Annotated in this window: 17 protein-coding genes; 8 read left to right on the forward strand and 9 right to left on the reverse strand. The window is 59.7% G+C overall.

What is annotated here, in order from left to right; translation table 11 throughout:
* Positions 1–67: 67 nt before the first annotated feature.
* The 3 genes from DLD99_RS03345 to cbiE are packed head-to-tail and all read right to left on the reverse strand — an operon-like array spanning position 68 to position 3,094.
* Positions 68–796: a cobalt-precorrin-6A reductase gene (locus tag DLD99_RS03345; RefSeq protein ID WP_114881263.1), complete on the reverse strand. Its 729-nt coding sequence runs from the start codon at positions 794–796 to the stop codon at positions 68–70.
* Positions 793–1,890: a cobalt-precorrin-5B (C(1))-methyltransferase gene (locus tag DLD99_RS03350; RefSeq protein ID WP_114881264.1), complete on the reverse strand. Its 1,098-nt coding sequence runs from the start codon at positions 1,888–1,890 to the stop codon at positions 793–795. Before DLD99_RS03350 ends, DLD99_RS03345 begins: the two co-directional genes overlap by 4 nt.
* Entirely contained in the window at positions 1,883–3,094 is a 1,212-nt protein-coding gene (gene cbiE / locus DLD99_RS03355; protein WP_114881265.1) for a precorrin-6y C5,15-methyltransferase (decarboxylating) subunit CbiE, read from the reverse strand. The genes DLD99_RS03350 and cbiE overlap by 8 nt, the downstream gene beginning before the upstream one ends.
* A 219-nt stretch (positions 3,095–3,313) precedes the next feature.
* On the opposite strand from cbiE, the gene DLD99_RS03360 reads away from it, so the two are divergent.
* The 8 genes from DLD99_RS03360 to DLD99_RS03395 all read left to right on the forward strand — a co-directional run bounded on the left by DLD99_RS03360 (position 3,314) and on the right by DLD99_RS03395 (position 17,602).
* A complete protein-coding gene (locus tag DLD99_RS03360) occupies positions 3,314–3,985 on the forward strand; it encodes a hypothetical protein (protein WP_114881266.1) in 672 nt (223 codons plus the stop codon).
* Between the two features lie 98 nt (positions 3,986–4,083).
* On the forward strand, positions 4,084–4,899 hold the full coding sequence (locus DLD99_RS03365; protein WP_162803452.1) for a hypothetical protein: 816 nt from the start codon (positions 4,084–4,086) through the stop codon (positions 4,897–4,899).
* 54 nt (positions 4,900–4,953) lie between these two features.
* Positions 4,954–5,616 carry a hypothetical protein gene (locus DLD99_RS03370; protein WP_114881268.1) on the forward strand — a complete coding sequence of 221 codons (663 nt, stop codon included), beginning with the start codon at positions 4,954–4,956 and terminating at the stop codon, positions 5,614–5,616.
* 143 nt (positions 5,617–5,759) lie between these two features.
* Positions 5,760–7,073, forward strand: a complete 1,314-nt coding sequence (gene cobG, locus DLD99_RS03375) for a precorrin-3B synthase (protein ID WP_279634353.1) — start codon at positions 5,760–5,762, stop codon at positions 7,071–7,073.
* Positions 7,066–7,692 (forward strand): precorrin-8X methylmutase, encoded by a 627-nt coding sequence (locus DLD99_RS03380; RefSeq protein ID WP_114881270.1) that lies wholly within the window; start codon positions 7,066–7,068, stop codon positions 7,690–7,692. The genes cobG and DLD99_RS03380 overlap by 8 nt, the downstream gene beginning before the upstream one ends.
* Positions 7,689–8,423, forward strand: coding sequence for a precorrin-2 C(20)-methyltransferase (locus DLD99_RS03385; RefSeq protein WP_425273006.1), 735 nt, complete (start codon positions 7,689–7,691; stop codon positions 8,421–8,423). The genes DLD99_RS03380 and DLD99_RS03385 overlap by 4 nt, the downstream gene beginning before the upstream one ends.
* Positions 8,423–10,126: a precorrin-3B C(17)-methyltransferase gene (gene cobJ, locus DLD99_RS03390; RefSeq protein ID WP_114881271.1), complete on the forward strand. Its 1,704-nt coding sequence runs from the start codon at positions 8,423–8,425 to the stop codon at positions 10,124–10,126. The genes DLD99_RS03385 and cobJ overlap by 1 nt, the downstream gene beginning before the upstream one ends.
* Positions 10,127–10,396: 270 nt before the next feature.
* Positions 10,397–17,602 (forward strand): TcdA/TcdB pore-forming domain-containing protein, encoded by a 7,206-nt coding sequence (locus DLD99_RS03395; RefSeq protein WP_114881272.1) that lies wholly within the window; start codon positions 10,397–10,399, stop codon positions 17,600–17,602.
* A 71-nt stretch (positions 17,603–17,673) separates the two neighbouring features.
* Here the strand turns inward: DLD99_RS03395 and DLD99_RS03400 are convergent, their stop codons facing one another.
* The 6 genes from DLD99_RS03400 to dusB all read right to left on the reverse strand — a co-directional run bounded on the left by DLD99_RS03400 (position 17,674) and on the right by dusB (position 25,714).
* Positions 17,674–18,270, reverse strand: coding sequence for a MarC family protein (locus DLD99_RS03400; RefSeq protein WP_085732729.1), 597 nt, complete (start codon positions 18,268–18,270; stop codon positions 17,674–17,676).
* 97 nt (positions 18,271–18,367) lie between these two features.
* On the reverse strand, positions 18,368–21,145 hold the full coding sequence (locus DLD99_RS03405) for a hybrid sensor histidine kinase/response regulator (RefSeq protein ID WP_114881273.1): 2,778 nt from the start codon (positions 21,143–21,145) through the stop codon (positions 18,368–18,370).
* A gap of 102 nt (positions 21,146–21,247) precedes the next feature.
* On the reverse strand, positions 21,248–22,540 hold the full coding sequence (gene purD, locus DLD99_RS03410; protein WP_114881274.1) for a phosphoribosylamine--glycine ligase: 1,293 nt from the start codon (positions 22,538–22,540) through the stop codon (positions 21,248–21,250).
* A 156-nt stretch (positions 22,541–22,696) separates the two neighbouring features.
* On the reverse strand, positions 22,697–24,304 hold the full coding sequence (gene purH / locus DLD99_RS03415; protein WP_114881275.1) for a bifunctional phosphoribosylaminoimidazolecarboxamide formyltransferase/IMP cyclohydrolase: 1,608 nt from the start codon (positions 24,302–24,304) through the stop codon (positions 22,697–22,699).
* 82 nt (positions 24,305–24,386) lie between these two features.
* Positions 24,387–24,707, reverse strand: coding sequence for a DNA-binding transcriptional regulator Fis (fis, locus tag DLD99_RS03420; protein ID WP_003186237.1), 321 nt, complete (start codon positions 24,705–24,707; stop codon positions 24,387–24,389).
* Complete coding sequence (dusB, locus tag DLD99_RS03425; RefSeq protein WP_085711228.1) at positions 24,704–25,714, reverse strand: tRNA dihydrouridine synthase DusB; 1,011 nt, start codon at positions 25,712–25,714, stop codon at positions 24,704–24,706. Before dusB ends, fis begins: the two co-directional genes overlap by 4 nt.
* Positions 25,715–25,885 lie beyond the last annotated feature (171 nt).

Consider the following 25,885-nt stretch of genomic DNA (forward strand, 5'->3'; position numbering starts at 1 on the left):
TAGCGGCTCGAATTTGCATTGCATGGGACTTGCGTCAACAACTGAAGCTATCGCGAGAGGAAAAAACTCAGCCCCGATCACGTTTTTCAAGAGCCGAGATGACGTCAGCAACCGTCCAAAACTCCCGATCAACCCCCGCCAACCTCGGCCGCTTCAACACCATCACCGGCACCCCAAGCTCCCGCGCCACTTCCAGTTTCGGCTCGGTTGCGGTGCTGCCGCTGTTCTTGCTGATCAGCACGTCGATCTGCCGTCGTTCGAACAACGCTCGCTCATCTTCCAGCAGAAACGGCCCACGGGCACCGATGACTTCGCAGCGTTCGTTGCCGGGGTAGACGTCGAGGGCGCGCAGGGTCCAGAACTGGTGCACGGGGATTTCATCGAGGTGTTGCAGCGGTTCGCGGCCGAGAGTGAACAAGGGACGGCGGAAGGGTTCGAGGGCCGTGATCAGTTCGGCCCAGTCGGCGACTTCGCGCCAGTCATCGCCCGGTTGTGGTTGCCATGCCGGGCGGCGCAGGGCCCAGCAGGGGATGCCGGTGAGTTGTGCAGCGGTGGCGGCGTTGTGGCTGATTTGTGCGGCGTACGGATGGGTTGCGTCGAGCAAAAGCGTGATGCCTTCATCACGAATGAACTGCTCCAGCCCCTCGGCACCGCCGTAACCGCCGACGCGGACCTGACACGTCAGGTCGGTCGGCACCCGGCCCACTCCGGCCAGGCTGTAAATGTGTTCCGGCCCCAACGTGCGCGCGATGGCCAACGCTTCAGTCACGCCGCCCAGCAACAGAATCCGTTTCATGCAAGAGCCCCCGCATGGCCGACGATGCCGCCCTGACGATCAATCGCAAACACCTCGACCTGCACCTGCGCGGGCACCACGCTGCGGGCGAATTCCAGGGCATGACGGCAGACCTCATCGCCCAGGGCAACACCCGCCGCACTGGCCATCGCCAACGCCTGCTGACTGGTGTTCGCGTCGCGGATGGCTTGCTGCAAGGCGTCGTCGGCGCCGATCGCCGCCGCCCATTCGGCCAGTTGCGGCAGGTCGATGCTCGAATGGCGCGAGTGCAGGTCCATGTGCCCGGCGGCCAGTTTGCTGATCTTGCCGAAGCCGCCGCACAGGCTGAGTTTATCCACAGGCACTTTGCGCAGATGCTTGAGCACGGCGCCGACGAAGTCGCCCATTTCGATCAGGGCGATTTCCGGCAGGTCGTAGACCCGGCGCATGGTGTCTTCGCTGGCATTGCCGGTGCAGGCGGCGATGTGCAGGTAGCCGTTGGTTTTCGCCACGTCGATGCCTTGATGGATCGAGGCGATGTACGCCGCGCAGGAAAACGGCCGAACGATGCCGCTGGTGCCGAGGATGGACAAGCCGCCGAGAATGCCCAGGCGCGGGTTCATGGTTTTCAATGCCAGTGCTTCGCCGCCCTCGACATTCACCGTCACCTCGAAGCCGCCGCGATAGCCGGTTTCTTCGGCGAGCAGCGTCAGGTGATCGCTGATCATCTTGCGCGGCACCGGGTTGATCGCCGGCTCGCCGACGCCCAGCACCAGCCCCGGACGGGTTACTGTGCCGACGCCGTTGCCGGCAATGAAGCGAATGCCCGGCTCGGCCATCAGCTGCACGCGGGAGTAGAGCAGGGCGCCGTGCGTCACGTCCGGATCGTCGCCGGCGTCCTTGATCGTTCCGGCTTCGGCGCCGTTCTCGGTCAGCCGACAGAACTCCAGACGCATCTGCACCTGCTTGCCCTTGGGCAACACGATCTGCACGGCGTCAGCCACCACTCCGCCGAGCAACAGGCGCGCGGCGGCGAGGCTGGTGGCCGTGGCGCAGCTGCCGGTGGTCAGGCCGCTGCGCAGGGGCGCGGGTTGTTCGGCGGTTTCGTCACGCATCGAGGGGTTTGACCAGATCGAGCAGGGTGATCGGCAAGGCCTGGCGCCAGGTGTCGAACTCGCCCAGCGGCTGCGCCTGGGCGATGTGGATGCGGGTCAGTTCGCCGCCGTGGCGTTCGCGCCAGCTCATCAAGGTCATTTCGCTTTGCAGGGTTACGGCGTTGGCCACCAGTCGGCCGCCGGGTTTGAGTTGTTCCCAGCAGGTTTCCAGCACGCCTTCACGGGTCACGCCGCCGCCGATGAAAATCGCGTCCGGACGTTCCAGTCCGGCGAGGGCCTGCGGGGCACTGCCGCGAATCAGTTGCAGGCCGGGTACGCCCAGCGTGTCGCGGTTGTGTTCGATCAGTTGCTGGCGACCATCGTCGGCCTCGATGGCCAGGGCGCGACAGCTTGGGTGAGCGCGCATCCATTCGATGCCGATCGAACCGCTGCCGGCGCCGACGTCCCACAGCAGTTCGCCGGGTGTCGGGGCGAGGCGGGCGAGGGTGATGGCGCGCACGTCGCGTTTGGTCAATTGCCCGTCATGTTTGAAGGCCGAGTCCGGCAGGCCGGCGAGGCGCGACAGGCGCGGTGTCTTCGGATCGGCGAGGCACTCGATGGCGATCACGTTGAGATCGGCAATGACCGGGTTGTTCCAGTCGTTGGCGGTGCCATCGATCCGGCGTTCGGCGCTGCCGCCCAGATGCTCCAGAACGCTCAGGCGACTGGGGCCGAATCCACGCTCGCGCAGCAATGCCGCAACGCCGGCCGGGCTCTGCCCGTCATTGCTCAGCAGCAACAGGCGCACGCCGCTGGACAACTGACCATTGAGGGCCGCCAGCGGGCGGGCCACCAGCGAAAGAATGCTGACATCCTGCAACGGCCATCCCAGCCGGGCGGCCGCCAGCGAACACGAGGACGGCGCCGGCAGCACCCGCATTTCGCTGTCCGGAACCTGCCGCGCCAGGCTCGCGCCGACGCCGTAGAACATCGGATCACCACTGGCCAGCACACACACCGCTTCGCCACGCCGTTCGAGAACCGGGGCCAGGGAAAACGGGCTCGGCCACAACTGACGCTCGCCACGGATGCACACTGGCAACAGATCGAGCTGACGCTGACCGCCGATGATCCGCGAAGCGCCCAGCAGGGCGCGCCGGGCATTTTTGCCAAGACCTTTGAAACCGTCTTCAGCAATGCCAACAACCGTCAGCCAAGGGGTCATGCGCATCCTCATCATGGGTTCTTCGTTAAAGGCAGCATGATAACGCGACTGCTTCGAACTGGCTGCTATCCATTTCAACGGATGTCGGAAATTAAATGTAGAAGTTCGAGTTTGTTGAGTTTGTTTAATAGCTGATAAATTGTTTTTTTTTGAATGGGTGACCTGGTTTTTATGGCAAGGTCGTATTAATGGGTGTTGTTTGAATGTTAAGTTGGAATCATGGAGCTGGAAGTGGAGGGGGCGAAGGCCGGTAATAAGGTCTTGGATGGTGAAAGTTCAAGCGTGTTGAATAGTAACTTGTTGGCGTTTTTCGCCGGCCTGAGTCGACAGGACAAGCAATATGTCAAGGACAGTATGCGTTGGGCCGAATATCAGGCTGATCTTCGCAGTGACAGAAAGCGGACGCCGGTGACCTGGTTTGAATTTTATTCGGGAGTACTCTGGTCAGTGGGCTGGGGGTTGGAACAGGATCCGGTGATTGTTGTGGACAAGCATTTTTCCGGTGGCTTGCTCGATAGTTGGGCATCCTCGTTGTCCACGTTGTTGAGCAGGGAAAAAATCCGCCGGATGAGAGAAACCTTTCAGTTGCTCGAGTATCACCCGGCAGGGATGGAGCTATTTGCGCAGAGCACCAGGGAATGGGGGGACTTCCGATTTTTCCCCGCGCAATACAACCGGCACAGTGAGCTGGAAATAGTCATCAGCAATGTTCGCTTGTTGAGCAGTAACTGGGCTTCCAAATACCTGTTCTGGGATCTGGAGTACGCAAAGTCTCAGCTTGATATTCAAGCCAGGCGATTCGTGATTACGCCGCGAGCGATGGATAAGTATCGAGCGAATCTGACTGAAGCAGTAAAGGATTTGCGGCAAAGGGAAATTGAATTGATGTGAAATGCTTTGAATTTTTTGCAGGTTGATTAAGTTGTTCTGGGTTGTTAGTTTTTTATTGCGCCATGAGGGCGCAATTTTTAATAAAAGGAATGTGTGTCGTGACTGAGTTTTCAAAACAAGTTATTCCCGCGGATCAGCGTGTTGCGCTGATTAAAGAGTGCAATGACTGCATCGCTGCCCGGCCTGCACCACGCATGCTGAATGTATCTGCCAGCGCCAACTTGCCCATCGACAAGGATGAACTTAACGCCGCTATCATGGGTACCGGCATCGTTGGTTTCGATGAGAGTATGTCCAAGCGCAGCAAGCGCATTGTGAAAAATACTTATATGTACGCCGATCTGGTCGCCTTGCTCAAATACCCTTCTGCCAGTCAGAAGGAACAGCGCTACAACGAATTCATGCGATTGATGAAACTGGCAGGCTGGTTTGCCTTCAGTCAGCCTTACAATCGTTACACGGCAACCTCTCAGAAACTGACTATGGACAACGTCGCGCTGACCATTCTCAACACCGCGGTAACAGCGGCAGTGAGTAAGGGCGCTACTGCACTGAAAGTGCTCAAGGGCGCGGCCGACAAGACCTTGGAGGCGCTGAAGGATGTGCCTGAAGCGTTGACACTTTTTGAGCGCAACGCCAAAAAAGCCGAAGGCGGCAACTTCTGCATGTCGAGCGCTCTGGAAGACAAGGACGGGACGATCAGCATGGCCATTGCTGCTGTGCAGTACTTCGCCTCGGCTCAACCGACGAAAGTGCTGTTTGTGGAATGGGCGACTTCCAGCGTCGACATTTACAACGGCTCCGCCACCATGACCATGGACGAGGAAGACTACCTGTTGGTCGAGCCACTGATCGTCAAGGCACTGACCGAGCAGCGTGAAAAAGCGCTCAGTTATGAGTTTGGCACCGCCTGATGTTCGTTGGGGCCAGAGGCTGTGCCTCTGGCTTTCTTGTTAATGGAGTGATCAATGAACACCTTGACGGGTTTTAAAACATTCATATGTGCCGGGACGGTCGTGCTGGTGGCGGATGAGTTGTCGGCGGCTGAGCAGCAAGACGGTCTGGACGCGCTGCTCTATGCTCAAACGGTCGCGTCTCACAAACATCCCGATGTCGCGCAAGTCGAATCTTGGAATCAGGCCAGCAAGATCGCGTTGAGAGTGACGGGCGCGCTGCTGCTGGAGAACCCTGACACCAGTCTGCCAGTGCCGATGCCGGGCAGCTTTACCTTGATTGAGGTGACGGAGCGGATCCTGCACTCGTGGGTTCCGGCATCGACGAGCGAAGTCGTGAGAACCTGCCTCGGGCATGTTTCGAGGCAGGCTTCGTCCGGCCGTGCAATGGCGGTACTGCAGCGGCATGCTTTGCTTGAGGGCAGGTGGATACGGTTCGGATTCGGCTTCCTGTCTCAAGATCTGAAACTGTCAAAAGTGGTCATCGCGTTTGAATTCGATGAGCTCGTTAATGACAGTGTTCTTTGTCACCGATTCAATACCGAAAAAGTACGGGGTAACGTATCAATCGACAGTTTCCAGGCGCTGATTGATCCGGAAGATTACGTCATTTCCCGGGATAAGGTGATTGCGTTATTGGGCGCTCGACGCCAGGAGCAGATCATCGCGTTGACGTGAGAGCTGCCGCAGGATCAAGGGAGGACAGAGAAGAGCCCGGGCCGATCGACTATTCCGACGGCAGACTTTTCATGCAGTCAGGCAAAGCAGGCATAATGGCGACCTTTCGCCCATCCTGGCGCTGCCCGTCAGCCGGTCATCCCTTGAACGAACGTCCTCTAACCAACGCCATACGCCCCTCGGCCTGTCCGGGGTTGCTGCGTATCGTCCAGGCGCTGGATGGCGGGATCTGCCGGATCAAGCTCGATGGCGGTTCGATCACAGCCGGGCAGGCCGATGCGGTGGCCAATGCCGCCGAGCGGTTTGCCGGCGGGGCGATCGAGGCGACCAACCGGGGCAATCTGCAGATTCGCGGCATCGGCGACCAGTCCGCCGCGCTGATCGACAGTCTGCTGGCCGCCGGTCTCGGGCCGCGAACCGCCGCGGGCGACGACGTGCGCAACCTGATGCTCAGCCCGGCTGCCGGCATCGACCGGCAGATGCGCTTCGATACTCGTACATTGGCCGGGCAGATCCTCGAGACCCTGCAAAGCCATCCGCGTTTCCACGAGCTGAGCGCCAAGTTCGCCGTGCAACTGGACGGCGGTGAAGCGATGGCGATGCTCGAACATCACCATGATCTGTGGCTGTCGGCATTCGAGGATTGCGGCGATACGCTGTTGGCGTTCGGTCTGGCGGGTTGCCCGACGGATCGTCCGCTGGCCGCCGTGGCGCTTGAGGACGGACATGCGCTGGTGGTGGAGGTGCTGGAGTTGTTCCTCGATCTGGCCCGTCCCGAGCAGGCGCGAATGCGCCATCTGCTGGATGAGTGTCCGGCGCCGGTGTTCCTGGAAAAACTCGGTCAGCGGATCAATCTCAAAGCCGCCACTGATTGGCAGCGCGAAGCCGGACCAGGAGGTTTGCACCTCGGCATCCACCCTCAGCAAACGGCAGGTCTGGTTTATGTCGGTGCCGCACCGGCGCTCGGTCGTCTCGATCCGCAGATGCTGCGTGGCGCCGCGCAATTGGCCAGAACCTTTGGCGACGGGAGCCTGCGTTTCACCCCTTGGCAAAGTCTGTTGCTGCCCAATGTGCGGGAAGTGGACTCTGTCCAAGTGCTCGATGCTTTGGGCAAATTGAACCTGCTGACCCAGACCGAAGACCCTCTGTCACACCTGATCGCCTGCACCGGCTCCAACGGTTGCGGCAAAGGCCTGGCCGACACCAAACACGATGCCCGCCTTCTGGCTACGCTGTTGCCACACGCCGTGGATGTGCACCTGTCCGGATGCCCGCGTTCCTGTGCCGCTGCGCACCGGGCGGCAGTGACTTTGCTGGCGGTCGCTCCCGGTCACTACGATCTCTATTTTCGCGATGCAGCACAGCCCGGTTTCGGCGCGCTGCACGCTCACAACCTTACTATCGAAGCGGCCGCGACCCTGCTCGCCGCCCGCTCACGGAGCCCCCTTGATGCTTGATTACATCCGCGACGGTCAGGAGATCTATCGCAACTCCTTCGCGATCATTCGCAGCGAGGCCAACCTCTCGCGCATCCCGGCCGACCTGGAAAAACTCGCGGTGCGGGTGATCCACGCCTGCGGCATGGTCGAAGCCATCGACGGGCTGCAATTCTCCGAAGGCGCGGGCAAGGCCGGGCGCGATGCGCTGGCCGCTGGCGCGCCGATTCTGTGCGATGCGCGGATGGTTTCCGAAGGCGTGACCCGTGCGCGTCTGCCGGCCAACAACGAAGTGATCTGCACCCTGCGCGACGACAGCGTGCCGGAGCTGGCACGTGAGCTGGGCAACACTCGCTCGGCAGCGGCTCTGGAACTGTGGCGCCCGCACCTTGAAGGCAGCGTTGTGGTGATCGGCAATGCGCCGACCGCGCTGTTCTATTTGCTGGAAATGCTCGACGCCGGCGCCCCGAAACCGGCGCTGATCCTCGGCTTCCCGGTGGGCTTCGTCGGTGCTGCCGAATCCAAGGCCGAACTGGCCGCCAACAGCCGTGGCGTGCCGTTCGTGATCATGCAGGGCCGCCTCGGCGGCAGCGCCATGGCCGCCGCTGCGGTCAATGCCCTCGCCACGGAGATCGAATGATGCAGGCCAAAGGACGTTTGATCGGCCTGGGCGTCGGCCCCGGTGATCCGGAACTGATTACCATCAAGGCCCTGCGCCTGCTGCGCGAATCGCCGGTGGTGGCGTACTTCGTGGCCAAGGGCAAGAAGGGCAACGCGTTCGGCATCATCGAAGCGCATCTGCAGGATGCGCAGAATCTGCTGCCACTGGTGTATCCGGTGACCACCGAAGTGCTGCCGGCGCCGCTGTCCTACGAGCAAGTGATCAGCGATTTCTACGATGACGCTGCCGAGGAAGTCGCTGCGCATCTGGATGCCGGTCGCGACGTGGCGGTGATCTGCGAAGGTGACCCGTTCTTCTACGGCTCCTACATGTACCTGCATGATCGCCTCGCCAGCCGTTACGAAGCCGAAGTGGTGCCGGGCGTCTGCTCGATGCTCGGCGGTGCTTCGGTGCTGGGCGCGCCGCTGGTGTATCGCAATCAGAGCCTGTCGGTGTTGTCCGGCGTGTTGCCACATGACGAGCTCAAGCGTCGTCTGGCGGATGCCGATGCGGCGGTGATCATGAAGCTGGGGCGCAACTTCCCGAAGGTGCGCGACGTGTTGGCAGAGCTGGGTCTGGCCGAGCGTGCGCTGTACGTCGAGCGCGCGACCATGGCCAACCAGAAGATCGTGCCGCTGGATGAGGTCGAGCCGATGTCGTCGCCATACTTCTCGCTGATCATTGTTCCCGGCGAACGGTGGCAAGGCTGATGACTCACTCCACACCGGCCATCGTCATTCTCGGTCAGGGCGCGCTGGGCACGGCCCGCCGCCTTCAACAGGTTTATCCGGCTGCGCAGATTCATGGCCTCTCCGGACGTGTCGAAGGGGCTGATCTGACTTACAGCGACTTCGGCGCGACCCTGCGCGAGCTGTATCAGCAGGACACGCCGATCATTGCCCTGTGCGCGGCCGGCATTGTCATCCGCACACTGGCGCCGCTGTTGCTGGAGAAAGGCGTCGAGCCGCCGGTACTCGCCGTGGCCGAAGACGGCAGCGCCGTGGTGCCGCTGCTCGGCGGCCTCGGCGGGGTGAATGTCATGGCTCGCGAGATCGCCGCTGCGCTTGAAGTGGCGGCGGCGATCACCACCAGCGGCGAGTTGCGCTTCGGCACCTGCCTGCTCAACCCGCCCGGCGGTTATGCCCTCGGCGATCTGGAGCAGGGCAAACGCTTTGTCTCCGACCTGCTCGCCGGTCACAGCGTGCGCGTCGACGGCGCCGCACCTTGGCTGGCTCAGGCACAGTTGCCGGAAGATCCACAGGCGCAGCGCTCGATTCATGTCGGCAGTGATGCCCGTGCAGCGAGTTCCAGTGAGTTGTTGATTTATCCACGCAGCGTGGCGGTTGCGGTCGGTTCAGAAGTGACTGACCTGCCGGGCACCATTCGCGATGCGTTGCTGCAGGCCGGTGTGGCGATTCAATCGTTGGCCTGTCTGGTAGCAGCAGATGTCCAGATGGCCAGTCCGGCACTGCGTGAAGCAGCGCTCGAGCTGGGAGTGCCGTTGCGTTTTGTCGCGCCAGCGAGTGACATCGGTGAGCTGGCTCGCGATGCCGTCCCTGACGCTCGAATCATCACAACCTCCCACGACATTGCCATCGCCGTGGCCGAACAGCCGCTGGATGTTTCGCAGGTCGGTCGTCCGCGCGGTCGTCTGGCCGTCATCGGCCTCGGCCCGGGTGCCGCAGAGTTGATGGTGCCGGCGGTGAAAGCCGAACTGGCCCGCGCCACTGACGTGCTGGGTTACGAAACCTATGTGCGCATGGCCGGCCCGTTCCGCGATGACCAGGTGCAGCACTGCACCGACAACCGCGAAGAAATGCAGCGTGCCCGCCATGCTTTCAGGCTGGCCGCCGAGGGGCGTTCGGTGATTGTGGTTTCGTCGGGCGATCCGGGTGTGTTCGCCATGGCGGCGGCGGTGCTCGAAGCGCTGCACGAGTCGACGGATCCGGCATGGCACAGCGTCGATCTGGAAATCCTGCCGGGGGTTTCCGCCTCACTCGCCACCGCCGCTCAGGCGGGTGCGCCGCTGGGTCACGATTTCTGCGTCATGTCCCTGTCGGACAACCTCAAGCCGTGGTCGATCATCGAAAAGCGTCTGGATCTCGCTGCCGAGGCCGATCTGGCATTGGCGTTCTACAACCCGATCTCCCGCGCCCGTCCGTGGCAACTGGGGCGAGCGTTGGAAATCGTCGCGCAACATCGTGCGCCGCAAACGCCGGTGGTGCTGGGTCGTGATATCGGTCGTCCGGGGCAGACGCTACGGGTTACGACACTTGGCGCATTGACACCGGATCAGGTGGATATGCGCACGATGGTGCTTATTGGTTCTTCCACTACCTGCACCTTTGCTCGTGCCGGAGGTGGTGAGTGGGTATATACGCCGCGCTGGTACGGTGAAAAGCCGCCGGGTTGACTGTTTCAAACTGCATTTGCGTCGTTATGAAAAAAAAAGGCCACGAACTTAATGTTCGTGGCCTTTTTTATGTCTGTATTTTCATTTGGAATATTGTCAGTTGTTTTAAGGTTTTACTGCTTTATGTTTCAACGGAAACTGTTTGAGTTTTTTTTTGTGTTTGATGTGTTGGTTGTTTTGGTTCTAGCCTGTCTCCCCGTTTCAATAGCCGTGTGAGTTGTCAGTGTCGACCTTTAATTGGTTGGGTTGGCGTGCGTGCCCAGTTGTTTAATGTTTCGGTTTAAATGGAATTTCATGGAGTGTGTTGTTGTGGACTTGCCAGGTTTTTTAGGTTTTCCCTCGGTCAACGAGTTTGATGCAATAAAGTCAGCACTCGCCGAGTATTCGACAAGTACCGAATACTCAGCGTTTGAACGCTATTATCAATCTGCCAATGCAACGGCTCCGCTCGCCGAAAAGCAGTTGCCGGCAAAACTTTTTCTGGAAACCTTCGAACTGTTGCTCGGGCGAATGGAAGGACCGGCCTCGCCGGTCATCGAACGGGTACATGCTGGCGTGAAAAGCTATGTGTCGAGGCTTTCCGAAACAGTCTCCATGCTGTCCGATGTCGCTCTTCCCGCGCCGAAAATCATGCATTTCGTCTGGGTGGGTGGCAGTGAAGTCGGCAACATTCAGCGCGACTACATGAATATCTGGCGAGCCGTTCTGGGCCCTGAGGATTATCGTTTCAATCTCTGGTACGACAGCGATGCGTTGCTCGCCTTCGAGATGAACCGTGTCATTCTCGAAAGCGCCCGGGCACATGCGATGGAATCCGGAGGAGATCAAGTCAGCAAGCCTTCGCAACTGGCGCAAATGATTGAAGATCGCGCACGCGTGCTCAAACTCCAGATGTGGGATTACATCAATCAGCCAAATTGGAGCGGGCGCAGGGATGAGGCCCGAATCCGGTTGATGGTCAGCGCTTATGGCAAGGATCGCGCGGTACTGGAGGCGTTTCGCAAGAAATGCCTGGACACGCATCTGGCGATGGCAGGAAAGGACATGAGTTTGCGTGATGTACGGCACCAGTTTGCCGGGCATTTTCTGCAGGATGTCTATGAGCGGGAAGTCGGCATGCGCGGAAATTTTGCGGCAGCCAGCGATGTCGTCAGGTTACAGGCCGAGTTTCTGGAAGGCGGCCGCTACAGTGACATGGACTATTTGCCACCGCTTGTCGAACGGCTGGGCGGGGTGGAGATCAGTGCGTTCAGTGATGAGGCGAAGGTTGGTGTCTTGCAGTTACTGCTCAACGAGGATGCTTCATTGATGCCAGGTCGGGACCTGGCTCGTTACAAAGACAGAACGGAAAAGATTCCTGCAGTACATAAGGATCAACTGCTTGCGTTCGCCCGCGAGAAGCCGGGTCTTTCCAGAATATTCGTAGCCCCTCAGGACAACTCTGTGCCCCAGGAAGCTATTCGCCTGGGGACAGCAAAGGGTCTTGCGACCAATGGGGAAATGAACGCGCACTTTTTGGCCCAACCGCGAAGCGGGATGACCATGGCCTACATGCAAGCTATCCGTTTGAATTATGACTGTTTGTATGAGGCCGAGCGTCGTCTGGACGCCTCGGGAGTTGCGGCGACGGATGATAACGGTGTTATTAACGTCATTCAGAACGTCGTCAATGAAAAACAGGCTGAAGGAAGATTTCCAGGTTCAAAGAATCACTATTCATCGGACAGGCTAATTGGAGCCATTTCTGGTTACTATCAAGACGGGATTCGTATTGGAGCTCGAGGAACCATCACGCTGACCGGACCTGGATGCGCGTTGGCAGGAGTGACAAAATATATAGAAGAAAAACTATTGCCCGACCATGTTGATGATGTGCGTAACTCTCTCAAGTTGGCAGAGGGCTATAACGTCTTTACCGAAGAGGAAATGATATCCGGCTGGACCGTCAATGATGATCCGGAGCAATGGCTGACAAAAGAACACAACAAGTGGAAGGAGGGAAAGCTCAAGTCACGTTATGGTGCCAGCCTGACGGAGTTGCTCAAGGAGCAACGTATGACATTCAAGCAAGGCTGGCCGGTCATTGAGGGCAAGCCGGTGTTCTTGACCGATGTATTGCAAAAGTTGATGAATGATCTGGGCGAACCCTTCATCAAGGCGATGCGTGACAAACTCAGCGGTGAAATCGATGTCGGCAAGCGCATCGAACTGGGTTTCGATATTCGACAGCAAATCCTCGCGCAACCTGACAGTGTCATACCTGTTGCCAACGGGGAGCAGTCCGGAGGCAATTTCAATGATTTTCTGACCCGGCTGGCCCATGGATCGTTTGCACTCGATCAAGTGAGTCCTTTGCAGAGGGTTGTTATCGGCGGGCTGTTCTCCGCTTCACGTGTGGATGCCGAGGGCTTTTCCGATGCCTGGCAAAAGGTGCTGGAATTGGCTCGGGAAACTGCCGATGACGGTTTTTTCAAACGCTACAACGCTATTGAAAAGATCCTCCATGAGCGAAAGGTTCCCGCTTTTGAGGCAGGGCTTGGTCAGGGAGGTGCTTCAGTCGGTGAAACGGCTGGCGAATTGAAAGTACGCGCACTGGCCGAGCCACTGACTTTGTATCAGTGGGGGCAGCGCATTGCGCAAATCAACAGTACCGCGCGTCGTGACTATCTGACGAAAATCCTCAAAAGCGCCGCGCAGATCCGAGAACGTTTTTTCAAGAACGGTGCTGTTTCGGCACGGCAGGTTCCCCAGGACCTGCTGAGAATGGGCGTCGATGACCCCGGTCGCCGTTGCTATCCGCTCGCGTTGCTGATGGCCGGGGCGCTTGGTCTCGGGGACAAAGCCGAGCGTGCGTTGATTGGCCGGATTGCCAACGCCAGTCTCACCCCCGAAGACGCTGGATCCCGGCTCATGTTTACTGCGCTGGATGATTTGTCAGCTGTCGTCTCGACTGAATTCGGGCGTTCGCAGGGGGTACTTGAGCTGGACACCATTGTCCAGAATCTTGAGGGGGAAACCGGATCAGCCGTGTACCTGCTCGATACCGGCAAACATGCCTTGCTGGTGGCCAGGATTCTGGAGGACGGGAAACCCGCCTATCGCTTTTTCGATCCCAATTTCGCAATTTTCGGTTTCTCCCGGACAGATCAACTCCGGCAGGGCATACAAGGTCACCTCGCCAGTGATGGTCATTTGTCCAGGCTCTATGGCCTGGACGGTGCAGTAGACCTCAGATTCACCGTAACCGAGTTGGACACGAAGGTGATTATCGACAAGGTATTGCCTTCGAAACTGCCAGTGAGCGACTTTCTGAAGAGTGAACAGATCGCGTCCGGTCCTGGGGTTTCTGTATGGGATGCACAGGCATCGGCACGCATGCGCTCGCTTTCGGAAAACGTGCGGATGGGAGAAGGCCTGGCGCAACTCGACGCACGCCACCAGGCAGAACAGTTCGAAGACGCGGCCCGGCGTTTGCGCAGTGAAAAAAAGCTGGGGGAGCAATACCTTCCATTGCTTGAAACGGTTCAGGAATCGTCGAACAAGCACTACACGCTGACCATGGTTGACGGTAACAATCCCAAGGTCTCGATCAACGTCAGCACCGCCGATTCACGCTTCATCAAAATCGCACGACACATCAAACGCCTGGCGAAAGCGGTTGCCGGCCCGGCACAAGGCGTGTCGGAGGCTGACGGCGGCAGCCGCTTGAGTTTTGCGTTCGCGATCCAGGCCATCATTACCGAAATGCGTAATCGGGAATATCAGCGTCAGACGGGGGAGATCCCCGCACTGTCGATCGCCTTGCAGGTCCAGGTGTACGTGAGCTATGCGCAGCTGGGTTTCGGGGTGGTGACCGATACGCTGCAAATGGTCAGTCTCGTGCGACAAGTGGCGGCCAGTGAAAAGGCGCTCGCTGCGGGCCACGCGTCACTGGCCTCGCGGCTGCTGGGGCGCGCGGCGTCGGCAGTGGGGCTCGGCTTCTCGGCGGTCAACATTGGTTTCGATATTCATGGCCTGACGGTGGCGACCAACGAGGAGCAACGCTCCCGGCTCGCCACGCAGCTCACATTCAATGTGGCGGCGTTGGGTCTGGATATTGCCGCCCTGGCTGTTGGCGGTACGGTGGGGTCGGTAGCCGCTGTGCTGTCAGTGCCATTGCTGGGCATCGGTATCGGTGCGGCGGCCATTGCCAGCAACCTGGGACAAATCAGTGACAAGGCCAGAGCGGTCGGACGGCACTTGTTTCTGATCAATGAAGCCTACACGGATGCGGGGCACACAATCGAGGAGGGTGTCCTGAGGTTCGAACCCGAAGCGGTCATTACTGAGCTGGATCTGCGACGGGCCAGCGTGGTGTTCGACAGCCAGAAGTTTTTTCCGACTGTTTTCCAGACGTTGGGACTGCCTTCCTTCGATGCCAGAGACCAGGAACGGCACCGGGCAATCGAGATCCGCGAAGCACTGCGCCTCCCATCAACGCTGAGAATCGACAGGCAGAAACAGGTCGATGCAGTCGTATTGCCCTGCACCCCAATCTGTTACTACGGATATGAGTATCAATTAGGCTCGTCTGGTTTTTCTCCCGACGAGGATGTGTTCGAACGCTTGAAGGCTTATCAGCGGTTTTGGGATTACGGGGACTATTCATTACCGGTTACCCAAGTCAGCGGCGGACTGCGCACGTCCTATCCCAATATCATCGATGGCTGGAAGGAGCGACTGGAGTTCGATGAGCAAGGCGAGCAGCGGTTCCAGTTCTTTTCCACGTCCCCATTCCCTCATATCCTCTACAAACTGTATCCGCACAACAAGCCGACAGTGATCAGCGTCAGCCTGAATGAGCATTGCCGTCAATTGGTCGTGCCTCAGTTGCCGGTCGAGTGGAAAAACCTGATTTCCTATGAAATCACCGCTCATTCCGGGCAAGTCCAACTGACACTCAGCCCTGGTGTCGTTTCGGTTACCCTCACTTCTCCGCCTCTCGTTGACGGACCGTTTCCTGAGGCGTTTGGACCGCGTGCCGAAGTCGACTGGGTGGTGGCTGCACCTTGGGCCAGTGAGCAGCAGCTCAGGTTCGAGGGCACTGTACTGATCGTCGATGGCATCCGGATCGAAGGCTTTGAAGGTTTTGTACGGCTCAAGGGTGGCGAGCTGTTTCAGGTGGATCGAAGCAGGGATAACACGTTGCTGTTGGTTCGTATTGACCTGGAAAGTCATTCGATCTCGCTAACGAGTGAAGTGGGTATCAGTGTCGAAATCGACTTGGCAGCCGGGGATGAGCGTTATACAGCCGTTCTGGCGAGGCTCAGGGAGCTGCGTTGCGCGAATCGACTGGCGTCGTCACGCATTCCGATTTCCGGTTTTGCTGTACCCCTGACCGCATCGAACAAATCGGTCCTGACCACCGGGTACTACGACGCCGTTCTGGATCGCATTCTGCACCCGCGCAATCTGCCGGACGCCGTGAATACAGGCATCGTTCTCGGCGCCGTCATCGGAGAGCATGCGTGGTTCTACCATCCCGATCATCCGACAATCTGGCGCGTCGATGCCATCTCCGGAACGGTCAATCATCGCTATCGCCTGACGAATCCTGTGCAGGGCTCAAAAATCATTGGTTTCGAAGGCACGGTCAGTGGAGAGCTGCGTGTCGTTCAGGAAATCACCGGGTCCGGCAAAACCGGTTATTCGCTGGAGTATCTGATTCGCGGACAAGAGCTGACATTCACTCAGTTCATTGCCAGGGAAAACTCTGATGATCTGCTTCAAAGGACACTGGAGTACTGGAAACAGCCTTTGAGCCAGCTCATGCGACCCGAACCGTATCGTGATGAGTCTGCCGGAATGTCCATGTCGTCGAGTTCCTGGAAAACTGCACCGTTCATTGGCTTGCGTTGTTTTGACTACAGCGGTTTTGCGTACGCCGGATGGCTTCGGCTGCATGACAGCCGATACGTTCTTCATGATTTCGATGTCTCGCAGCGGACGATGCTGATGTGGGACCAGGCGGATAATCAAGACGCGATTATTTATGACCGGAAAGATGGAACGCTCATTCGTGTTGCCCTGAGCCGGACAGATGATTGGGACACGGTTGACGACATTATTGAAAGCCATGTCGTCGAGATGACTTCTACCTCAGGGCGTTACATTGCCACCAAAGAGGATGGGCGTCTGTTCGAAGTCGACAGGGAGGGTGTTCTGCGGTTCATCGGCGTCGGACAGCGCTGGTTCGAATTGAATCCGGACTGGCTCGACGCGTTACCCGCGCTGGCTGAATCACACAAGGCCTCGCCGTTTGCGGTCATTGGCCTGGCCCGTACTTCCAGCCCCGGGTTCCTGGCAGTGTGGTGTATCGCCGGGCAGATGCTGCTGGCGGACATCGGTGCAGTCGGGGAGCTGACTTTGCTCGCCATGACACCGGATGCAAAGGCGGCCTGGGTGTTCGATGGCGCGGCGGGCAAGCTCTATCGCCAGACGCTTGTCGATTTCGAAATGGCACGGGCAGCCTTTACCAAAGGCTCGCGACTGTTGAATCCGGAGCACCTGCCGAAGGCGCAGCCCGTCGCGGCTCAGTGGCAGTTTTCAGAGGTCGAAGTCCAGGGTCAAGGGTTGCTGGCGCAAACCCGGGACGGTGTGAATCTGGAACTGTTCGATGGCCAGCCAGCCAGGATTCTTGGCGTGGAGAGTCGTTGGTCCGACGTCAATCATTCAAACGACGTCCAGCTGCGCAGTCGTTTGCAAGCGCTGGTTTCTGCACTCCCTCACGCCACGTTCATGCCGGTCGGAGAGAAGGATGGGCGTTATCGGTACTATGTTCCCGAGTCCGATCAATTGTTTGACGCTATCAAACCACTCGACGGCGTGTGGCCCGCGTTTCTGGGAATCAAGAGCGGATCGGAACCTTTGATGTACGACTCCGTGGATAACTTGATCTTTACTCCGAAATTTGACCCGGCTCCGTCAGTTTCGCTCTGGATGGACGACTGTCTGGCTCAACGGGATCAAGAGGTCATGTGGATTGCATCCGGCAGTGATTTTCCGGGCTCGCGGGCGGTAGTGCCGCAGGGTGTTGAAAAGCTGCTGCTGACGTTTGGCTCATCAGGGCAGTTCTGCCGCTTGACCGACGAGGACTGGCTGCGTCTGGATTGCATCGTGATCGAATGCCAGCAATCCCCGGACATCCAGCTGTCGAGCCTGCCTGTCCTGATGCTCGAACTGTCTGCGAACGAACGACTGTTGCTATCGGTGAAGGACGGACAGTTGGTGTTGATCGATCCGGACGACTCCCACTGTCTGATTGTGCGCAGTGTCGATCCCTTGGACGATGAATCGGCCATGCAGATGGAAGTCCTTATCAGTATCGGGAAGGTCGACCACCGGTTTCGAGTCGATCAGTTGATGCGCAAGATCGAAACTGATCAGATCGACAAAGGCCACGTGGAAATGAAGGCGTTGATCCAAATGAGCGGGTGATCCATCCGCTGACTCGATTGTGACCAAAAATGCCGCCGATCAGTGTATCGGCGGCATTTTGTACTTTGGCATCACGGCACCAGATAGCCTTTGACGCCGGTGAAGATGATCTGCGCGGCCAAAGCACAAACAAACAGCCCCATCAGTCGACTGACAATCTGCAAACCCTGATCGCCGAGAATACGCTCGATGCGGTTCGACAGGTACAACACCACTCCCACCGTGAAGCTGGCGAGGGCGATGCTCATAATCGCGATGAGCTTGTCATCCCAGTGCGGCTGACTGACGCCCATCACGAGCAGCGCACCGATGGTGCCAGGGCCGACCGTCAGCGGGATGGTCAACGGGACGATGGTCACGTCCTGCTGCACATTGTCGGCCTGCACCGCCGACTTGCCCTGCGCCATGCCCAGCGCCGAGATGAACAGCACGCTGCCGGCCCCGATGCGGAAGGCATCCACGGTGATGCCGAACACGTCGAAGATCACCCGCCCGAACAGGTACAGCAACACGCTCGATACCAGGGTGGCGATCGCCACTTTCCAGGCCAGGCGCCGTTGTTCCTTGCGCGAATAACCCCGGGTCAGGCTGATGAAGCAGGACAACACGAAGAACGGGCTGTAGAGCACCAGCATCTTCAGGTAAACGCTGAACAACACATGGAGCATGGTTAAAACTCGCGCGGGCGGAAGTTGAACGGAGTCTATCAGGCGGATCTGGCGTCATCACGGCAAGATCCGTCGAGAAGGTGAGCGCTCGCCGAGATCAGGGTGTTCGTGCTGTCGTGCGATTTTGCTGATCACGCTGGGCCACCCAGTGCTCGATCAGCTCGCGCAGTTGCGACAGTTCCACCGGTTTGGCCATGTGCCCGTCCATGCCGGCCTGGCGCGCCCGCTCCTTGTGTTCGGCGAGGATGTGCGCGGTCAGCGCGACGATCGGCGTACGGATGCGCTGATTGCCGACTTCCCAGGCCCGCAGTTGCTGGGTGGCGGAGAAGCCATCGAGGATCGGCATTTCGCAATCCATCAGCACCAGGTCGTAGCGCTGGGCCTTCATGGCCTGCAAGGCTTCTTCGCCATTGCTGGCGGTGTCCGGTTGCAGGTTGAGCTTGCCGAGCATGCCGCGAATCACTTTGGTGGAAATCGTGTTGTCTTCGGCGACCAGAATGCGGAAATCGCTCGGGACCTTGACGGCTGTGGCCGGGCCGGTCGGTTGTGGCTGGAATACCGCCTGACCGCGGTTGCGCTGGTTCAGCTCGTCAGCCAGCGTGGTCTTGAGGGTGTAGCCGGCCACCGGTTTGGCCAAAATACGTTTGATCCCCGAATTGCGCGCGATGATCTTGCTCGGCGCATTGCTGATGCCGGTGAGCATGATCAGCAGGATGTCGTGGTTCAGGCTTGGGTCTTCCTTGATCTTGGCGGCCAGTTGCATGCCGGTCATGCCGGGCATGTTCTGATCCAGCAGGACCACATCGAAATAGTCGCGCAGATGCGCCTTGGTGCGCAGCAGGGCCAGCGCTTCTTTGCCCGACGGTACCGCGCTGACGTTCAGGCCCCAGGCGCTGCACTGTTGCACCAGCACTTTGCGGCAGGTGTCGTTGTCGTCGACCACCAGTACCCGCGCGCCTTGCAGCGGACTGTCGAGGTCGGAGGTCGGGTGCTCCAGGCGGTCGGGGTCCAGCGGAAGGGTCAGCCATAGCGTGCTGCCCTGGGTAGCGCCGCTCTTGATGCCGAACTCGCCCTGCATCAGGCGAATCAGTTGCCGTGCGATTACCAGCCCGAGGTTGCCGCCCAACCGGTTGGCCGACAGGAAGTGCTTGCTGTGCAGCTCAGCGTGCATCAGCGCGTCGCGTTCTTCCTGATCCATCGGCTGGCCGCTGTCCTGCACGGCAATGCGCAGGCGCGGTTTGCTGCTGCGCTCATCGAGGGCGACCACCACCAGCACTTCGCCTTCTTCGGTTTTCTTCAGGGCGTTCTCCAGCAGGCTCAGCAGCGTCTGGCGCAGACGCGTCGGATCACCGCTGATGACCCGTGGCACTTGTGGCTGGATGAAGCTGATCAGCTCGACGTTCTGCTGTTCGGCCTTGGCGCGGTAGATGCTCAGGCAGTCGTCGATCAACGCGTTGAGGTCGAACTGCACGTCGTCCAGTTCGATCTGCCCGGACTCGAGCCGGGAGATGTCGAGGATCTCGTTGATCAGGGTCAGCAGTTCGTTGCCGGCGCTGTGAATTGTCTGCACGTAGTCGCGCTGCTTGACCGACAGTGGCGTACCAAGCAGCAGTTCGGTCATGCCCAGCACGCCGTTCATCGGGGTGCGGATCTCGTGGCTGATCTTGGCCAGGAACTCGGCCTTGGCATTGATCTCGGCGTTGCTCGCGGCGAGGTCGCGGCTGATGCTGAAACGGCTTTCGGTGATGCTGCGCTGGCGCTCGCCGAGGGCGATGCTCATCAGCAGGCCACTGATGCAGATGAAACCCATCAGGGTCATGATCAGGCCTTGCGGCGCCACCAGGGTCAGCCCCAGCAAGGCCGGGAGGATGATCAGCGTGCCGATGTTGAACACCACCATCGCGGCGACGAACAAGCGGGCAGGGCGGTAGCCTTTCTGCCAGTGATAGAACGCCACCAGCAACATGCTCAGCCCGGCCAGGGCCACCAGCGCATAGGTGATGATGTTCAGCGGCAGGGTGTTGACGAAAAGCAACAGCAGGCTGCAGATCACAATGAACAGGATGTCGCCCAGCAGCAGCTTGTTCAGCGGGTGCGGGCCGAGTGGGGCAAAGAAGCGGTAGGCGAACATCAGGCCGGCGGGCGCGGTCAGCAGCAGGGCCAGGTAGGCGCCAGGGGTCTGGATCGCATGCCAGTTTGGCAGCCAGGGGCCGGCGAGGTTGAGCAACAGCAACAGGCTCAGGCTCAGCAGGCCTTCACACACCGCCAGCCACAGGCTGCTGCGCGAACGGGTGTAGGCGTAGCGGATCAGGTTGTGCAGGATCAGCATGGCGAGGCAGCCGAACAGCAAACCGTAGATCAGCGTCTGGTTATGGTTGGCCGCACCCATCACCGCCGATTGCAGGGTGATGTATGGACGCAACTGGTGGTCGGAGACCAGTCGCAGGTAGACGTCGAGGGACTTGTCACTTTGCGGCAACGGCAACAGGAAGTCGCTGCTGGGAAGCGGACGTTCGACCTGAGCCTGGGTAGTGCCGGTTTCCCGCTGTTCGATCAGCCGGTCGCCGTCGAGCACGTACAGGTTGAGGTGTGACAGGTCGGGGGCGAAGATGCGCAGCACTTGTTCGTGCTTGCCGGGCGCCAGTCTGAAGCGCAGCCATAACGCGCCATCGGGTTCGGCCGCGGTGAGGCGGTCAAGCTCGATGGGGCTGAATTGATTGGTGTAGCGGGCGGAGCGGATGTCGCTCAGCTGGAGGTTGCCCTGATCGTCGAGCAATACCGACCAGCCACTGCCTTGCGCGGCCTGGGCCGGGAGCATGCAGAGCAAGGTCAACAGTGTGACGGTGAAACCTATGGCAATCCTGAGCCAGCGCACGGCGAAATCCCTTCGTAGGTTGATGCCAGAATATAACGATGCGCAGCGTCGGAACAGTCCGGCAAGGACCAAGGGCCCTTGCCGGAAACACAGCGTAGCTTATTACTGAGATTCGCCGCGTTCACGGGCAATGGCACGGTAGCCGATGTCGGTGCGGTAGAAGCAGCCTTCCCAGTCGATGGCCTTGGCCAGTTTGTAGGCCTGCTCCTGGGCAGCACTCACGCTGGCGCCCATGGCGGTAGCGCAGAGCACCCGACCACCGGCTGTCACGACGTTGCCGTCCTTGAGCGCGGTGCCCGCGTGGAAGACCTTGCCTTCCAGTGCGGCGGCTGCGTCCAGGCCGTTGATCGGCGCGCCCTTGGCGTAGTCGCCCGGGTAACCGCCGGCCGCCAGCACGATGCCGACGCTTGGGCGTGGATCCCACTGCGCTTCGACTTTATCCAGGGCCTGGGCCAGTGCCGCTTCGACCAGCAACACCAGGCTCGACTGCAGGCGCAGCATCACCGGTTGGGTTTCCGGATCACCGAAACGGCAGTTGAACTCGATGACCTTCGGATTGCCGGCCTTGTCGATCATCAGACCGGCGTACAGGAAACCGGTGTAGACGTTGCCTTCCTCGGCCATGCCACGCACGGTCGGCCAGATCACCAGATCCATCACGCGCTGGTGCACGTCGGCGGTGACCACCGGAGCCGGGGAGTAGGCACCCATGCCGCCGGTGTTCGGGCCGCTGTCGCCGTCGCCGACGCGTTTGTGGTCCTGGCTGGTGGCCATCGGCAGGACGTTCTTGCCGTCGACCATGACGATGAAGCTGGCTTCTTCGCCGTCGAGGAATTCTTCGATCACGACGCGGGAACCGGCGTCGCCGAAAGCATTGCCGGCGAGCATGTCGCGCACGGCGTCTTCGGCTTCGGCCAGGGTCATGGCGACGATCACGCCTTTGCCGGCGGCCAGGCCGTCGGCCTTGATCACGATCGGCGCGCCTTTTTCACGCAGATAAGCCAGGGCAGGTTCGATCTCGGTGAAGTTCTGGTAGTCGGCGGTCGGGATCTTGTGGCGCGCCAGGAAGTCCTTGGTGAAGGCTTTCGAGCCTTCCAGCTGCGCGGCACCGGCGGTCGGACCGAAGCAGTCCAGGCCACGGGAGCGGAACAGATCGACGACGCCGGCAACCAGCGGTACTTCCGGGCCGACGATGGTCAGGGAGACGTTCTTCTCGGCGAAGTCAGCCAGTTGTTCAAGGGCCAGCACGTCGATGGCGACGTTTTCGCACTTGGCTTCAATCGCGGTACCGGCGTTGCCCGGGGCGACGAAAACCTTCTGCACGCGCGGATCCTGAGCCACTTTCCAGGCCAGGGCGTGTTCGCGGCCACCGCTGCCAATGATCAAAACATTCATTTCAAAAACCTCGGATGACGCTAATTCTGTTGAGCGCCGCTGGGGCGCTTTTCTGTGGGAGCGAGCCTGCTCAAGAAAGCAGTTGTGTCAGTCACATCTGAAGTGAATGTGCCGCCGTCTTCGCGGGCAAGCCCGCTCCCACAGTGGATCGTGCACTTAGTGACGGAAGTGGCGCATGCCCGTGAACACCATTGCGATGCCCGCTTCATCAGCAGCAGCAATCACCTCGGCATCACGCATCGAACCACCCGGCTGGATCACCGCAGTGATGCCGACCTTGGCCGCATTGTCCAGACCGTCGCGGAACGGGAAGAACGCATCCGACGCCATGACCGAACCGGCCACTTGCAGACCGGCATGTTCAGCCTTGATCGCAGCGATACGCGCCGAGTTCACACGGCTCATCTGGCCGGCGCCGACACCGATGGTCTGACGGTTCTTGGCGTAGACGATGGCGTTGGATTTGACGAACTTGGCCACTTTCCAGGCGAAGATCAGGTCGTGGATTTCCTGTTCGGTCGGGGCGCGCTTGGTCACCACTTTCAGGTCGTCGGCGCCGATCATGCCGATATCGCGGCTCTGGACCAGCAGGCCGCCGTTGACGCGCTTGTAGTCCCAGGCCGGAACGCGATCCGCCGACCACTCGCCGCAGGCCAGCAGGCGCACATTGGCCTTGGCAGCGACGATTTCACGGGCTTCTGCGCTGACGCTCGGCGCGATGATCACTTCCACGAATTGACGTTCGACGATCGCCTTGGCGGTCTCGGCATCCAGTTCACGGTTGAAGGCGATGATGCCGCCGAATGCCGACTCGGTGTCGGTGGCGTAGGCCAGTTCGTAGGCCTGACGGATGCCGCCTTCGGCGTCCGGGCTCACGGCCACGCCGCACGGGTTGGCGTGCTTGACGATCACGCAGGCTGGTTTGACGAAGCTCTTCACGCATTCCAGCGCGGCGTCGGTGTCGGCCACGTTGTTGTACGAAAGCTCTTTGCCTTGCAGCTGGGTCGCGGTAGCGATGCCGACTTCGGCAGGCTTGGCCTCAACGTAGAACGCCGCGCTCTGGTGCGGGTTCTCGCCGTAGCGCATTTCCTGAGCCTTGATGAACTGGCTGTTGAAGGTGCGCGGGAATTCGCTGCGGCCTTCGGTGCTCAGGGTTTCGGCAGCCTGGTTCACGGTGCCCATGTAGTTGGCGATCATGCCGTCGTAAGCAGCGGTGTGCTCGAACGCCTTGAGCATCAGGTCGAAACGCTGAGCGTAGGTGAGGCCGCCGGCCTTGAGGTTTTCCAGGACGTTGGCGTAATCGCTGGCATTCACCACGATGGCCACGTCTTTGTGGTTTTTCGCCGCCGAACGGACCATGGTCGGGCCGCCGATATCGATGTTCTCGATGGCGGTCGGCAGGTCGCAGCCTGGCTTGCTGATGGTGGCTTCGAACGGGTACAGGTTGACGGCTACCAGATCGATCGGCTTGATGCCGTGCTCGTTCATGATGGCGTCATCGATACCGCGACGACCGAGGATCCCGCCGTGGATTTTAGGGTGCAGGGTTTTCACCCGACCATCCATCATTTCTGCGAAACCGGTGTAATCCGCGACTTCCACTGCGGCCACGCCGTTGTCCTGCAGCAGTTTGAAGGTCCCGCCGGTGGAAAGGATTTCCACGCCCAGGGCTTCCAGCTCCCTGGCGAATTCGAGGATCCCGGTCTTGTCGGAAACACTGATCAAGGCGCGGCGGATCGGCAGGCGGGTAGTCTGGTCGGTCATCTCAATTTCCATCAAAAGCAAGGGAAGTCAGCAAAAAAGGCGACCGGTTTTACGCGGGCGCCTTTCTGGTTGGATTGAATGCTTACAGCAGATCGTACTGCTTGAGTTTCTTGCGCAGCGTGCCGCGGTTGAGTCCGAGCAGCTCGCTGGCCTTGGTCTGGTTGCCCTTGACGTAGTTCATCACGCTTTCGAGCAGGGGAGCCTCGACTTCGGAGAGCACCAGGTTGTACACGTCCGTGACGGCTGCGCCCTCAAGGTGGGCGAAATAATTGTGCAGCGCCTTCTCGACACTCCCGCGAAGGGTCTGGCCTTCTTCGCTCGGGGTATTGAGGTGCTGTTTCAAATTCACGTTGTCGCTCACGGGTGTTGTTCCACTCACTAAAGTCTCGGTCATCATCGTCATGCGGCCACCCCTTCTCCGTCCCCTGTCAGGCTCTTGTAACGTTCGGCGAAGAACTCCCGAACGTTGGCGCATTGTGTTTCCGTACCATCCAAACGATTGAAACGGGCGCGGAACTCCTTGGCGCCCGGCAAGGTTGCGAGATACCAGCCCACATGCTTTCGGGCAATGCGTACGCCCATCACGTCCCCATAAAAGGCGTGGAGGGCAGCCAGATGCTCAAGCAGAATGCGTTCCACCTCGGACAGCTCCGGCGCCGGCAGTTTTTCGCCGGTACGCAGGAAGTGTTCGATCTCACGAAAAATCCACGGCCGCCCCTGGGCAGCCCGGCCGATCAACAGGCCATCGGCACCGGTCGCGTCGAGCACGTAGCGGGCCTTTTCCGGCGATACGATGTCGCCGTTGGCAAAGACCGGAATCGACACCGCCTGCTTGATCGCGGCAATGGTGTCGTACTCGGCCTCGCCGGTGTACAGGTCGGCGCGGGTGCGGCCATGCACCGCCAGTGCCGTGATCCCGGCCTGCTCGGCGATCTTCGCCACCGTCAGGCCGTTCTTGTTGTCGCGATCCCATCCGGTGCGGATCTTCAGGGTTACCGGCACATCAACCGCAGCCACCACGGCATGCAGGATCTCGGTAACCAGTGCTTCATCCTTCAGCAACGCGGAGCCGGCAGCCTTGTTGCAGACCTTCTTCGCCGGGCAACCCATGTTGATATCAATAATCTGTGCGCCCAGCTCGACGTTGGCCCGGGCCGCATCCGCCAGCATCTGCGCGTCGCCACCGGCAATCTGTACCGAGCGCGGCTCGGGATCGCCTTCGTGGATCATGCGCATGCGCGACTTGCGGGTATTCCACAGGCTCATGTCGCTGGTGACCATTTCCGAGACTACAAGCCCTGCGCCCAATCGCTTGCACAACTGACGAAAGGGCTGGTCGGTGACACCCGCCATAGGGGCGAGGATCAAGCCGTTCTGCAATGTATATGGGCCGATGCGTACCGCCGACATAGGACTTCCCTGAAGTGGGGCCGGATCATGAGAGTTCGAAAAAGGGTTGGCATGATACCCGCTCTCGATGACTGGATAAAGGCTGAATTGAACAAAATCTGAACAGTCATTTCGTTATTGCCTGCGGTTTGGTCGTGCAGGGCAAAGTCAGAAAACTGCCGTCAATCCTGG

It is taken from the genome of Pseudomonas kribbensis (assembly GCF_003352185.1).
In the GTDB taxonomy this organism is placed as follows: Bacteria; Pseudomonadota; Gammaproteobacteria; order Pseudomonadales; family Pseudomonadaceae; genus Aquipseudomonas; species Aquipseudomonas kribbensis.

What these genes read in the sequence shown, in the direction of transcription:
- purD (WP_114881274.1), bottom strand. Translation starts at nt 22,540, where the DNA reads ATGAATGTTTTGATCATTGGCAGCGGTGGCCGCGAACACGCCCTGGCC.
- purH (WP_114881275.1), bottom strand. Translation starts at nt 24,304, where the DNA reads ATGACCGACCAGACTACCCGCCTGCCGATCCGCCGCGCCTTGATCAGT.
- DLD99_RS03395 (WP_114881272.1), top strand. Translation starts at nt 10,397, where the DNA reads ATGTTTCGGTTTAAATGGAATTTCATGGAGTGTGTTGTTGTGGACTTG.
- cobJ (WP_114881271.1), top strand. Translation starts at nt 8,423, where the DNA reads ATGACTCACTCCACACCGGCCATCGTCATTCTCGGTCAGGGCGCGCTG.
- fis (WP_003186237.1), bottom strand. Translation starts at nt 24,707, where the DNA reads ATGACGATGATGACCGAGACTTTAGTGAGTGGAACAACACCCGTGAGC.
- cbiE (WP_114881265.1), bottom strand. Translation starts at nt 3,094, where the DNA reads ATGACCCCTTGGCTGACGGTTGTTGGCATTGCTGAAGACGGTTTCAAA.
- DLD99_RS03380 (WP_114881270.1), top strand. Translation starts at nt 7,066, where the DNA reads ATGCTTGATTACATCCGCGACGGTCAGGAGATCTATCGCAACTCCTTC.
- dusB (WP_085711228.1), bottom strand. Translation starts at nt 25,714, where the DNA reads ATGTCGGCGGTACGCATCGGCCCATATACATTGCAGAACGGCTTGATC.
- DLD99_RS03370 (WP_114881268.1), top strand. Translation starts at nt 4,954, where the DNA reads ATGAACACCTTGACGGGTTTTAAAACATTCATATGTGCCGGGACGGTC.
- DLD99_RS03345 (WP_114881263.1), bottom strand. Translation starts at nt 796, where the DNA reads ATGAAACGGATTCTGTTGCTGGGCGGCGTGACTGAAGCGTTGGCCATC.
- DLD99_RS03360 (WP_114881266.1), top strand. Translation starts at nt 3,314, where the DNA reads ATGGAGCTGGAAGTGGAGGGGGCGAAGGCCGGTAATAAGGTCTTGGAT.
- DLD99_RS03385 (WP_425273006.1), top strand. Translation starts at nt 7,689, where the DNA reads ATGATGCAGGCCAAAGGACGTTTGATCGGCCTGGGCGTCGGCCCCGGT.
- DLD99_RS03400 (WP_085732729.1), bottom strand. Translation starts at nt 18,270, where the DNA reads ATGCTCCATGTGTTGTTCAGCGTTTACCTGAAGATGCTGGTGCTCTAC.
- DLD99_RS03350 (WP_114881264.1), bottom strand. Translation starts at nt 1,890, where the DNA reads ATGCGTGACGAAACCGCCGAACAACCCGCGCCCCTGCGCAGCGGCCTG.